10 protein-coding genes and 1 riboswitch are annotated in these 12291 nt (G+C 70.5%); all 10 genes read left to right on the forward strand.

Going from position 1 to position 12291, the window contains the following annotated elements:
• Window positions 1-152 precede the first annotated feature (152 nt).
• The 10 genes from ACIBL3_RS08580 (at window position 153) to ACIBL3_RS08625 (ending at window position 12271) form a co-directional block, all read left to right on the forward strand.
• On the forward strand, window positions 153-1835 hold the full coding sequence (locus ACIBL3_RS08580; protein ID WP_396352631.1) for a DUF222 domain-containing protein: 1683 nt from the start codon (window positions 153-155) through the stop codon (window positions 1833-1835).
• A 287-nt stretch (window positions 1836-2122) separates the two neighbouring features.
• A riboswitch (cobalamin riboswitch) is annotated at window positions 2123-2272 on the forward strand.
• 70 nt (window positions 2273-2342) lie between these two features.
• Window positions 2343-4388, forward strand: a complete 2046-nt coding sequence (locus ACIBL3_RS08585) for a putative cobaltochelatase (protein WP_396352632.1) — start codon at window positions 2343-2345, stop codon at window positions 4386-4388.
• Window positions 4388-5002, forward strand: a complete 615-nt coding sequence (cobO, locus tag ACIBL3_RS08590; RefSeq protein WP_396352633.1) for a cob(I)yrinic acid a,c-diamide adenosyltransferase — start codon at window positions 4388-4390, stop codon at window positions 5000-5002. The genes ACIBL3_RS08585 and cobO overlap by 1 nt, the downstream gene beginning before the upstream one ends.
• The gene (locus tag ACIBL3_RS08595) at window positions 4996-6366 is read left to right on the forward strand and encodes a cobyrinate a,c-diamide synthase (protein WP_396352634.1); all 1371 of its coding nucleotides are present in this window, start codon (window positions 4996-4998) and stop codon (window positions 6364-6366) included. Before cobO ends, ACIBL3_RS08595 begins: the two co-directional genes overlap by 7 nt.
• On the forward strand, window positions 6363-7727 hold the full coding sequence (gene bluB / locus ACIBL3_RS08600) for a 5,6-dimethylbenzimidazole synthase (protein WP_396352635.1): 1365 nt from the start codon (window positions 6363-6365) through the stop codon (window positions 7725-7727). The genes ACIBL3_RS08595 and bluB overlap by 4 nt, the downstream gene beginning before the upstream one ends.
• Window positions 7724-8338, forward strand: coding sequence for a hypothetical protein (locus ACIBL3_RS08605; protein ID WP_396352636.1), 615 nt, complete (start codon window positions 7724-7726; stop codon window positions 8336-8338). The genes bluB and ACIBL3_RS08605 overlap by 4 nt, the downstream gene beginning before the upstream one ends.
• Before the next feature lie 126 nt (window positions 8339-8464).
• Entirely contained in the window at window positions 8465-9538 is a 1074-nt protein-coding gene (locus tag ACIBL3_RS08610) for an outer membrane lipoprotein carrier protein LolA (protein WP_396352637.1), read from the forward strand.
• Between the two features lie 2 nt (window positions 9539-9540).
• Window positions 9541-10488 carry an ATP-binding cassette domain-containing protein gene (locus ACIBL3_RS08615; RefSeq protein ID WP_396352638.1) on the forward strand — a complete coding sequence of 316 codons (948 nt, stop codon included), beginning with the start codon at window positions 9541-9543 and terminating at the stop codon, window positions 10486-10488.
• Entirely contained in the window at window positions 10475-11425 is a 951-nt protein-coding gene (locus tag ACIBL3_RS08620; protein ID WP_396352639.1) for an ABC transporter permease, read from the forward strand. Before ACIBL3_RS08615 ends, ACIBL3_RS08620 begins: the two co-directional genes overlap by 14 nt.
• A 12-nt stretch (window positions 11426-11437) precedes the next feature.
• Window positions 11438-12271, forward strand: a complete 834-nt coding sequence (locus ACIBL3_RS08625) for a putative RNA methyltransferase (RefSeq protein ID WP_396352640.1) — start codon at window positions 11438-11440, stop codon at window positions 12269-12271.
• Window positions 12272-12291 lie beyond the last annotated feature (20 nt).

The following is a 12291-nucleotide window of genomic DNA, read 5'->3' on the forward strand; positions in this document are numbered from 1 at the left end:
TCCCGCGATATGCCGTACCCGACTGACCTTCAGCCTCAGTGAGTATGCAGCAGAAAGCCGCCCCGACGGATTTCACTTCTCGCCTTGTGAATAAGAGATTCAAGGCACTTCCGAGTTGGTATCAAGTCTGAGTGTGCCATAGAATCGAGCACATGTTCGAAGGAGATCTCACCACCCTCGCGACCGCCGACCTGCTCGAATCGGCCGCCGCGCACCGCGCCGAGGCCAACCGCCTCGACGCCCGCCTCCTCGAACACGCCCAGCTCTACGCCGACCACCACCACCCCGACGCCTGCACACCCCACCCCACCCGGCACCCCCGCGACGGCCGCGAACGCGCCGTCGTCCTGGGCGGCGACGGCTGCCCGGAGATCGCCGAGTTCGCCGCGGCCGAGTTCGGCGCGGTGCTCGGGATCTCGCCGGGCGCGGCCGCCGACTTCATCGGCCAGGCGCTGGCCCTGCGGCACCGCCTGCCCTTCACCTGGGCCCGTGTCCAGGCCGGTGAGGCGACCCCGTGGCGGGCCCGCAAGATCGCCACCGCCTGCCTGGACCTGCCGCTCGAGGCCGCCGGTGCCGTGGACCGCCGGGTCGCGAAGGTGGTCGACACGCTCACGCCCGGCCGGCTGGACAAGATCGTCGAGGCCGCGAAGAAGCACGCCGACCCCGACGCGGCCCGGGCCAAGGCCGAGGAGAAGGCCCGCGAACGCGGCGTCTACCTGGGCCGCTCCGACGAGCACGGCACCAAGAAGATCTACATCCGTACCGCGACCGGTGCCGCGATCCGGTTCGATGCCCGCCTCACCAGCATCGCCGAAGCCCTGAAGATCCTCGGTGACACCGCCTCCCTGCAGCGCCGCCGCGCCGACGCGGTCGGCATCATCGCCGACCCCCGCTACACCGAAGAACTCCTCCACCAAGCCCACCAACTACTGGCCAGCACCCCACCCGCCGTGGACCCCGACCGCGCCCCAGCCGGCACGCGAGAGCGCGCTCCAGGGCACCCTGGGCGTGCACCCGGTGGCGACGACCGCGGCGGCTGGGCCGGTGATGAGGGGCTGCTGGCGGACTGGGGTGAGCCGGGGCTGGGGGACGAGGCTGATCGGGATGCGCCGTACCCCGGTGACAGCGAGCTGCCCGATCCGCTCGACGCGCCGTACGGCGAGGTGGTGGAGCCGTTCGAACCGGGGCTGCGCCTCGACGACACGGACGGGGAGCCGATGGACGCCGCGGCGCGGCGGGTGCTGGAGGCCCGGCTCGCACAGATCCGGCGGGACGCGTACGCCGACCCAGGCTCGGGCCGGGCGGCGCGGCCCGGGCAGACCGAGGTCTACGTGCACCTCACCGACCACACCCTCGCCACCGGCACCGGGGTACTGCGCGCCGAAACCATCGGCCCGCTGCTCGCGACCCAGCTCGCCGAACTGATCGGGCACGGCCCCTACACCGTCAAGCCGGTCATCGATCTCAACGACGCCGTCAGCGTCGACGCCTACGAGATCCCCGACCGGATCCGCGAACGCACCCGGCTCACCCACCCGGTCGAACTGTTCCCCTACGGCTCCCGCGAAACCCACCCAGCCATGGACCTCGACCACATCCAGCCCTACGACCCCCTCGGCCCACCCGGCCAAACCAGCACCAGCAACCTCGTCCCGCTGCGCCGGTTCCCACACCGGGTCAAGACCCATGGCCGCTGGCAGGTCCGCCGCCTCGACCCCCGAACGCTGGAATGGACCAGCCCGCACGGCTTCGCCTTCCACATCGACCCGACCGGCACTCACCGAGCACCGCAACCATCTGACGCCTGCCAGGCATCAGATCCTGCACGGGAATGACAGGCCAGCCGGTTTCCAGATCGCAACTTACGCTCGCTGGAACCGGAGGGGGGCTGGTGCCGGCGCGGGTTCGGGGCCGGAGCGCTGCGGAGACGGCGGCGCTGCTGGCGTTGAATTGCAGCCGAGGCGTGCGCGGGAGGTGATCCACGCGTTCAACGAACAGGGTCCCGCGGCGTTGAAGCCTGACAGGGCTGGTCGAGTTCGTGGCCGAACGCAAGAGCGTTCGCGGGCCGCCCTGCGAAGCCTCTCCGGCAGCGCACCACGCCCGCCGGGTGTGAACCTCGTCGCTGAGGAACGTCGTGGCTTGTGCCATGATCGGGCGGACGGGTGTGGAGGAACACCGGTGACCGGCTGTGGCCGGGAGTCCGGGGCGGTCCCGCCACTGTGACCGGGGTGACCCGGGAGCCAGGACATCTGCACGCCGTCCGCCGGTTCGCGATGTCCGCGGTACGGCGTACCAATTGCCGAAGCGGGCGTGGACACCCGCTCGACGAAGGGACCCCGCCGATGCGGCCTGCAGTTCAGAGCTTCCCGTTCACCGCGGTCGTGGGGATGGAGGATCTGCAGCTCGCGCTGGTGCTGTCCGCGGTCTCCCCGGCGATCGGCGGCGTGCTGATCCGCGGTGAGAAGGGTACGGCGAAGTCGACTGCCGTCCGCGCGCTCACCGAGGTCCTGCCGCCGGTGGACGTCGTACCCGGCTGCCGCTTCTCCTGCGACCCCGATCACCCCGAGCCGACCTGTCCGGAAGGCGCGCATCACAACGAGCGTGCCGTTCGTGCGGCTCGGCTGGTTGAGTTGCCTGTTGGCGCTACCGAGGATCGCGTGCTCGGGTCCCTGCATCTTGAGCGGGCGCTGGCGGAGGGCGTCACGGCGTACGAGCCTGGGCTGCTCGCCGCGGCGCACCGCGGGCTGTTGTACGTCGATGAGGTCAACCTGCTGCACGACCACCTGGTCGACGTCCTGCTCGACGCCGCCGCGATGGGCCGCGCGACCGTCGAGCGCGACGGTGTGTCGGTCACGCACCCCGCGCGGTTCGTGTTGGTCGGCACCATGAATCCGGAGGAGGGTGAGCTCCGGCCGCAGCTGCTCGACCGCTTCGGGCTGACCGTCGATGTGGTCGCCAGTCGCGATCCCGCCGTACGCGTCGAGGTGATGCGCGCCCGGCTCGCGTACGAGGCCGACCCAGACGCCTTCATTGCGAAGTACGACGGGGCGCAGCGTGAGCTGGCGGAGCGCATCGTGAAGGCGCGGGCCCTGCTGTCCGAGGTGATCCTGACCGACTCCGCGCTGCGCCAGATCGCCGAGATCTGCGCGTCCTTCGACGTCGACGGGATGCGCGCCGACCTCGTCACCGCGCGTACGGCGGTCGCCCACGCAGCCTGGTCCGGCCGGACAGTCGTCGAGGTGGACGACGTACGGGCGGCCGCGAAGCTCGCGCTGCCGCACCGCCGGCGCCGCAACCCCTTCGACGCGCCCGGCCTGGACGAGGAGCAGCTCGAAGAAGCGATCAGCAACAGCACGCCACCGCCGGACCCCGACGACGACCCGGACGGCGGACCGGACGACACCGGCGGCCCAGGCGGCGGGATGGATCCCGCCGACCCGGATGGCGGCAGCTCCAGTGACGCGTCCGACCGGGCCGACGCGTCCGACCGAGCCGACCGGGCCGGCGTAGGCCCGGCTGAGCACGAGGCGAAGGGCAGTGGCCGCGGCTCAGCGCCGGTCGGGGAGGTTGTGGGGAGTTCTGAGCCGTTCAAGGCCCGCCTGTTGAGCGTGCAGTCGCCCGGTGCGGGAGTCGCGGGCCGACGGTCGCGGGCGATCACCGAGGTGGGTCGCGTGGTGGGCGACCGTCCGCGCATCGGCAGGGAGTCAGGCCGACCGCACCTGCTGGCGACCATCCGATCCGCGGCGCCCCATCAGCAGGCCCGCGGACGCACCGGCGCAGGGCTCACCGTGCGAGCAACCGACGTACGGCTGGCGGTCCGGGAGGGGCGCGAGGGCAACCTCGTCCTGTTCTGCGTCGACGCGTCCGGCTCGATGGGTACGAAGAAGCGCATGGGCGAGGTGAAGACCGCGATCGTCTCCCTCCTGCTGGACGCCTACCAGCGCCGCGACACGGTCGGCCTCGTCACCTTCGCCGGCGCCACAGCCACGGTCGCGCTGCCTCCCACGGGCAGCGTCGAGACCGCCGTACGGCGCCTTGAAAGCCTGCCAACCGGTGGTCGCACCCCACTCGCCGAAGGCTTGCTACAAGCAGCAGAGGTGCTCCGGATCGCAGCCATCCGGGACCCGCGTCGGCGCCCACTGCTGGTGCTTGTCACCGACGGCCGCGCGACCCAGGGCGACAACGCCTTCGCGCGCGCCAAGCAGGCCGCCGGATGGCTCGCCCAGCAAGGAATCGCCGCTGTGGTCGTCGACTGCGAACCGCGCCGCGGCGTACGACTCGGACTCGCCGCTGAGCTGGCCAACGAGCTCGCCGCGGAGTACCTCGACCTCGGAGAAGTTGCCGCTGGCAACCTCATCCGCACGGTCACCGAGCGGAGGGCGGCCTGATGCCGAAGGGGCAGCCCACCGTAGTACCGCGGGACGGCCTGACCACCCGGCAGCGCCGGAACCGGCCATTGCTGATGGTGCACACCGGGGAAATGAAGGGGAAGTCCACGGCCGCGTTCGGGATGGCGCTGCGGGGCTGGAACCAGGGCTGGAGCATCGGCGTGTTCCAGTTCGTGAAGAGCGCGAAGTGGAAGGTCGGCGAGGAGAGCGCCTTCAAGGCCCTCGGCCAGGTGCACGAGACGACCGGTCAGGGTGGTCCGGTCGAGTGGCACAAGATGGGTGAGGGCTGGAGTTGGTCGCGCAAGGCCGGCACCGAGGAGGATCACGCCGCCGACGCGCTCGAGGGCTGGCGGGAGATTCAGCGCCGGATCCAGACCGAGACGCACGACCTCTACGTGCTGGACGAGTTCACGTACCCGATGAAGTGGGGCTGGGTCGACATCGACGAGGTCGTCGACACCATGGTCAACCGTCCGGGGCACCAGTACGTCGTCATCACCGGACGGAACGCCGACCAGCGGCTGCTCGACGCCGCCGACCTGGTCACCGAGATGACCAAGGTCAAGCACCCGATGGACGCCGGCCAGAAGGGCCAGAAGGGCATCGAGTGGTGATCCCACGGCTGGTGGTCGCCGCGCCCGCCTCGGGCGCGGGGAAGACGACGGTCGCGGTCGGCCTGATGGCGGCGCTGCGGCGGGCCGGGCACACGGTCGCGGGTTTCAAGGTCGGTCCCGACTACATCGATCCGGGCTTCCACGCGGTCGCGACCGGACGCCCGGGGCGCAACCTCGACCCGATGCTGCAGGGGGAGGAGCGGGTCGCCCCGCTGTTCGCGCACGGTGCCGCCGGCGCCGATCTGGCCGTGGTCGAAGGCGTGATGGGCCTGTACGACGGCGCCCTCGGAACCGAGGGGTACGCCTCGACTGCACACGTCTCGAAGTTGCTGAAAGCACCCGTCGTCCTGGTCGTCGACGCCTCCGCCGCCGGTCGCAGTGTCGGGGCCGTCGTCAACGGGTTCGTCGCCTTCGACACCGAGGTGCGCATCGTCGGGGTGATCCTCAACAAGGTCGGATCGGATCGCCACGAGGCCGAGGTCCGGGCCGGTGTCGCCCCGACCGGCGTACCGGTTCTCGGCGTACTGCGACGGGACACGCGCCTCACCGTGCCGAGTCGTCACCTGGGCCTGGTCCCGGCCAATGAGCAGCGTGAGCAGGCGTCCGCCGCGGTCGAGGCAGCCGCCGAACTGGTCCGTCAAGGCGTAGATCTCGAGGCCTTCGTCGCGGCGGCCCGGGCCGCCACGCACCTGGAGACAGCGGCCTGGGATCCAACCAACGAAGTCGCGGAGGCGGAAGCGGCGGAGGCGGGGGCGAGGCGGCCGGTTGTGGCGGTGGCTGGGGGGCCGGTGTTCTCGTTCCGGTATACCGAGACGGCTGAGCTGCTCGTTGCCGCCTGCGCTGAGGTCGTGACGTTCGACCCGTTGTCCGATCCGTTGCCCGAAGCAACGGCGGCGCTGTACCTCGGTGGCGGCTTCCCCGAGCTCCACGCCGAGGCCCTGTCCGCCAATGAGAAGCTCCGCCGCCAGGTGGCAAGCGAGGTCGCAGCCGGCCTACCGGTGATCGCCGAATGCGCCGGCCTGCTCTACCTGTCCCGCGAGCTCGACGGCCACCCCATGACCGGCGTCCTCCCCGCGACCGGCCGGATGACCGGCAGCCTGACCCTCGGCTACCGTACGGCGATCGCCGCAACCACGACCGCGTTCTTCGATGAAGGCCGACGCGTCCGGGGCCACGAGTTCCACCGCACCACGGTCGACCTGGACACCGAGGTCGACCCAGCCTGGTACCTCCCGGGCGGCGTCGAGGGAATCGCTCGGCCCCGAGTCCACGCGTCGTACCTGCACCTGCACTGGACCGCGATGCCCGATGTGCCTGCTCGCCTGGTCGCAGCGGCCCGCGTCCACGCAGGGCTGGCGAAGTGAACCTCGTCGTAGGCATCGGCCTGCGGTCCGGTACGTCGTACCGCGAACTGCGGGACCTGGTCGACGCGGCATTGGCCGCAGCAGGTGGGGGAGACGTGCGCACGGTGGTCACCGTCGACGGCAAGGAGACCGAACCAGGCCTGCAGAGGTTGGCCGCGTCGCTCAACGCCGTCCTGCAGACCGCGTCGGCCGACGAGCTCGCGCGCCAATCGGTGCCGACACCGAGCCAGCAAGTAGCGAGACTCAGAGGTACGCCGAGTGTCGCCGAGGCAGCCGTCGTCCTGACCGGTGCCGAGCTGCTGGTCACCAAGCGCCGCTCGATCAACGCCACCGCAGCGGTTGGCCGGCTGCATGCTGCACCCGGCTATCCACCAACTGAGCGTGAGGTCGTGCACCGGGTCCTGGCCGAGCGCCGCGACGTACGGCGAGGCTTCGTCGACAAGCCGATCGCGGACGAGGTCCTGATGCGCGTGCTCGAGTCCGCACACCGTGCGCCCAGTGTGGGGCTCAGCCAGCCCTGGGACTTCCTGCTGATCCGCGACCTCGCCACTCGCCGCAAGGTCCACGACCTCGCCACCGCCCAGCGGGACGCGTTCGCCGCCTCGCTGCCTCCGGACCGGCGCCAGGCGTTCGACGGCCTGAAGATCGAGGCCATCCTCGACACCCCGCTGAACATCGCGGTGACCTGTGACCCCGGTCGCGGCGGCAGGCACGTGCTGGGCCGCCACGCGGACCCGCGGACGACCTGGTTCTCGGCGGCCATCGCGATCCAGAACCTCTGGCTTGCCGCGCGTGCCGAGGGCCTCGGCGTTGGCTGGGTGTCCTTCTTCGAGCCAGGCGAGGTCGCGGCGGTGCTGAACCTGCCCGCACACATCGAACTCGTCGGCTACCTCTGTGTCGGGCATGTGGAGCAGTTTGCGCCCGCACCCGAGTTGGTGCGGAGCGGCTGGGCTGCACGGCGTCCGCTTGCCTGGGCGGTGCACCACGAGGAGTGGGGTCGGCGTAGTTCGTCGCCAGAGGACGACGCTGCACAGGCCAGTGGGGAGGCCGTGGCCGTCGGCATGCAGCGGGTGCGCTTGGTGATCGACGGTGACCCTGAGGAGCACCTGGGTGAGCCCGACGTGCTCGTCGTACTGCTGGGACCCGACAGACCCTTGGCGGACTTCGGAGTGCTCTGGCGGCCCGCTCGGACACCAGTGGAGGCCGTAGAGCTCGGTGTCGAGGTCGCACGGGACCTGGCGCTGCAGGGGGTCGGGCAACTCGCCGTACAGGTAGTAGAAGAGTCCGAGCGTGCAGATGCCTTCGTCCGTGGGCTGCGGGCGGGTGCAAGAGCCTGCGGGGTGAAAGACTTTCAAGCATGACAGTTCCACCACAGGGTCAAGCCGCCATGTACGTGCCCGCGTTCTCGATGAAGCAGCGGATCACGATGATGGCGAACAAGTACGAGCTGATCGCCACCGACCCGGACGGCTCGGACGGGCAGCTGCTGGCGTTCGCGCAGCAGAAGCGGATGGCCTTCAAAGAGCAGGTCACCTTCTACAGCGACGACACCAAGTCGCAGCCGGTGTTCTCGTTCAAGGCGCGCAAGGCGATCGACCTGGGCTCCGGGTACGACGTCTTCGACGCGAACGGCCGGCCGATCGGCTGGTTCAAGAAGGAGTTCGGCAAGAGCCTGCTGCGCTCGAGCTGGCAGCTGGCGTCGGACGGCCTGGAGGCGGACGGCACCGAGCGCAACCAGACCGTCGCGCTGGTCCGCCGGATCTGGGAGTTCGTCCCGTTCGTCGGCGAGATCCCGCTGCCGTTCATCTTCCACTTCGACTACACCGACCGCGCCACCGGTCAGCCGGTGCTTTCGGTCGAGCGGAAGGTCTCGGTGCGTGACCGGTACCGGATCAGCGTGCAGGACCCGCGCCTGGACTTCCGGGTGGCCGCGGCGATGACGGTGGCGCTGGACGCGCTCCAGAGCCGCTGACATCAACCGAGCGCAGTACGCCGTCCCTCCGGCGTACTGCGCTCGTCGTATCCGGCCCTCACTCTTTTGGGTGAACAGCCCCTGAGACCACTTGGTTCCACGTTGTCACGGTGCGAGTCTTGAGACATGGGGATAGCGCAACGCAGTCGACGGTGGTTCGTACCGGTCACGGCAGTCGCGGTGGTCGCGGGGGTGGGCACGCTCGGTCCGGTGGTTGCGGACGCGTCACCCAACCTGCCCGACATCACCGCGCAGGAGCTGCTGACCAAGGTCCAGACCGCCAAGGTCGACGGCCTGAGCGGGACTGTCCGGTCCGCCGCGGACCTCGGCCTGCCCGCGCTGCCCGGTGTCGAGGGCGGCAACCAGATGCCCGACCTGCTGAGCGGTGAGCACACCGCCCGGGTCGCCTTCGCCAGCCCGAACAAGGCACGCGTCTCCGTGCTCGACAACATGGCCGAGCGGGTCTGGACGACCGACGGCAAGACGGCCTGGGCCTACGACTCCTCCGAGCGCGAGGCGGTCAAGCTGACGCTGCCGGAGCGCGCCCAGCAGCCGAAGAAGACACCGGTCCGGCCGGAGTCCTACGACCCGTCCGCGGTCGCCAAGCAGTTCCTGGCCGCGATCGACCCGACCACCAAGGTCGAGGTGAGCGGGACGCAGGAGGTCGCCGGCCGCGACGCCTACAAGCTGCGCCTGCTGCCGAAGACCGACAAGTCCACGGTCGGCTCGGTCACGCTGGCGATCGACGCGAAGAACTGGGTGCCGCTCGAGGTGACCGTGATGCCGAAGACCGGGGACGACCCGGCGGTGCAACTCGGCTTCTCCTCGGTGTCGTTCGACGTACCGGCGGCGAGCACGTTCACCTTCACCCCGCCGCAGGGCGTGAAGGTGAAGGAGGAGAAGGTCCCGGCGTGGAAGGGCCCGAAGGCGGCCAAGCCGAAGGCGCCGGCCGGCGACAAGCCGACCGTGATCGGCGAGGGCTGGGAGAGCGTGGTCGCGTTCCGTGACGTCGACATCAACCGCTCCGGTCCGGTCGGCCAGTTGCTCGCGAACGCCCGGACGGTCGAAGGCTCCTGGGGCACGGGCAAGATCCTGACCAGCAAGATGGTCAACGCGCTGATCACCGACGACGGCCGCGTCCTGGTCGGCCTGGTCAGCCCGGACACCCTGGTCGCCGCCGCACCGAAGGCTCCACGCTAACCGTGACAGGTCCCGCCTCGTCACCACCGGTGGTGACCAAGGGGCTGACCAAGCGGTTCCGGGGCGGGCAGGTCGCGGTCGACGCGATCGACCTGGAGGTGCCCGCCGGGAGTGTGTTCGGCTTCCTCGGGCCGAACGGGTCCGGGAAGACGACGACCATCCGGATGCTGCTCGGGCTCATCGCGCCGACGGCGGGCTCGGTCGAGCTGCTGGGGGAGTCGATGCCGAAGGCCCAGCTCCGGGTGCTGCCGCGGGTCGGCGCGCTGGTCGAAGGGCCGGCGTTCTACCCGTTCTGGAGCGGGCAGGCGAACCTGCTCCGCTTCGACGCCGCGGACCGGACGGCCGACCCGACGACGCGGAAGGCGCGGGCAGGTCTGGCGCTCGAGCGCGTCGGGCTGTCGAACGCGGCGAACAAGAAGGTGCGCGCCTACTCGCTCGGCATGCGGCAGCGGCTGGCGATCGCGGTCGCGCTGATGCAGCGCCGCGACCTGCTGGTCCTCGACGAGCCGACCAACGGCCTCGATCCGCAGGGCACCCGCGAGGTCCGGCACCTGATCCAGGAGCTCGCGAGTGACGGCACCACGATCTTCACCTCGACCCACCTGCTGGCCGAGGTCGAGCAGGTCTGCACGCATGCCGCCGTGATGAGCCGCGGCCGGATCGTCCGCCAGTCCACGGTCGCCGACCTGCGCGCCGAGCTTCGTCCCCGGCTGGTGGTCCGTACGCCGGATCTCGGTCAGGCCGCCGAGACGCTGAAGAGCCTCGGTGTCACCGACCTGAAGACCACCGCCGAGACCGTCGAGGGTGACGCCGGTGAGCTGCCGATCGACAAGTTCGCCGCCGCGCTGGTCGCCGCCGACGTCCGCATCCACGGCTTCGGCCTGGAGCGCCCCAGCCTCGAGGACGCCTTCGTGGCGCTGACCGGGGAGGGCTTCGATGTCGCCGAGTGAAACCGCGCCTTCGGGCCGGGACGCCGCCGGCACGGCCGTGTCGCCGAGTGGGACCGCGCCCTCGAGCCGGGACGCCGCCGGCACGGCTGTCACCGAGACGGTGAACGTCGGCCGGCCGAGTGCAGGCAGGCACACCCTCGCGCTGTTCAGCTCCGAGCTGCACTTGGTCTTCGGGCGCGCCCGGACCTGGGTGCTGCTGGCGGTGCTCGCCGCGGTCCCGGTGATGATCGGGGTCGCGATCAAGCTGTCCGGCTCGGAGGGCGGCGCCGAGGGCTTCATCGGCCAGGTCGCCGGCAACGGGTTCTTCCTGATCGTGGCGAGTCTCGCGGTCTCGCTGCCGTTCTTCCTGCCGACCGCCATCACGGTGGTGTCGGGGGAGTCACTCGCGGGCGAAGCAAGCCTCGGCACATTCCGGAACCTGCTCACCGCACCCGCGGGCCGGTCCCGGCTGCTCGCGGCGAAGATGGTCGCGCTCGCCGTGTTCTGCCTGGTCGCGACGCTGGTCATCTGGCTGGCCGGGCTGATCGCGGGCTTCGTGCTCTTCCCCGTCGGTGACGTCCTGCTGCTCTCGGGGACGACGGTCTCACTCGGCGACGGCTTGGTCCGCGCGCTCGGCATCGCCGTACTGATCGGGTTGTCGATGCTCGGGCTGGCCGGGATCGGGTTGTTCGTCTCCTCACTGACGTCGACCCCGCTCGCGGCGATGGCGGCCACGTTCGGTGCGTTCATCGTGTGCGGGATCCTGAGCGCGATTCCGCAGATCGACGTGATCCACCCGTGGCTGCTGATGTACGGCTGGCCGTCGTTCGCCGACCTGCTGCGCGACCCGCCGTACTGGGATGCGATCGGGCGCAACCTGCTCCTGCAAGGCGCCTATCTGGTGGTCTTCTACGCCGCCGCCTGGGCCCGCATCACCAGCCGCGACATCAACGGCTGAGACAATGGGACGGTGGAAGCCGACCTGGTCACCGTTCTGCGCTGTCCCGTCTGCAGCGACGCGCTGGCGCTGACCGGGCGTACGGCGGGGTGCTCGCAAGGCCACTCGTACGACCTGGCCAAGCAGGGCTACCTCAACCTGTTGCCGTCAGCATCAAGCGGGATCGACGGCGACTCGGCCGCGATGGTCGGTGCCCGCACGGTGTTCCTCGGCGGCGGCCACTACGCGCCCATCCGGGACGCGCTGATCCTCGCCGCGGCCGGACTGCGGGAGGACGATCTGCTGGTGGAGGTCGGCGCCGGCACCGCCTACTACCTGTCCGGCGTCCTCGGCACGGCACCCGGCCGCCGCGGGATCGCCCTGGACGTCTCCAGGTACGCCGCGCGCCGGGCAGCCAAGGTGGACCGGCGGATCGGATCCGTGGTCTGCGACGCGTGGCAGGAGCTGCCGTTGCTCGACGACTCGGCGCAGCTGATGCTGAACGTGTTCGCCCCGCGCAACGCCGCCGAGATGGCCCGGGTACTCGCGCCCGGCGGCACCCTGCTCGTGGTCACGCCGAACCAGGAGCACCTGGCCGAGTTGGTCGGCGTACTCGGGCTGGTGAAGGTCGATCAGGAGAAGGAACGCCGGCTGCAGGAGTCGCTGGCCGGGAAGTTCGAGCAGGCCGGCACCGAGCTGGTCGAGTCGGTCATGCGGCTCGACCGGACCGCGATCGAGCAGTTGGTGCTGATGACCCCGAGCGCGCGCCACCTGAACCACCGCGAGCTCGCGGCCCAGATCGCCGTACTCCCAGAGCCGTCAGTCGTCACGCTGTCCGTCACGCTCTCAACATGGCAAGTCGCCTGAGTGATGCCGGCTCGAGCTCG

This window comes from Kribbella sp. NPDC050124, assembly GCF_044460355.1.
Lineage (GTDB): Bacteria > Actinomycetota > Actinomycetes > Propionibacteriales > Kribbellaceae > Kribbella.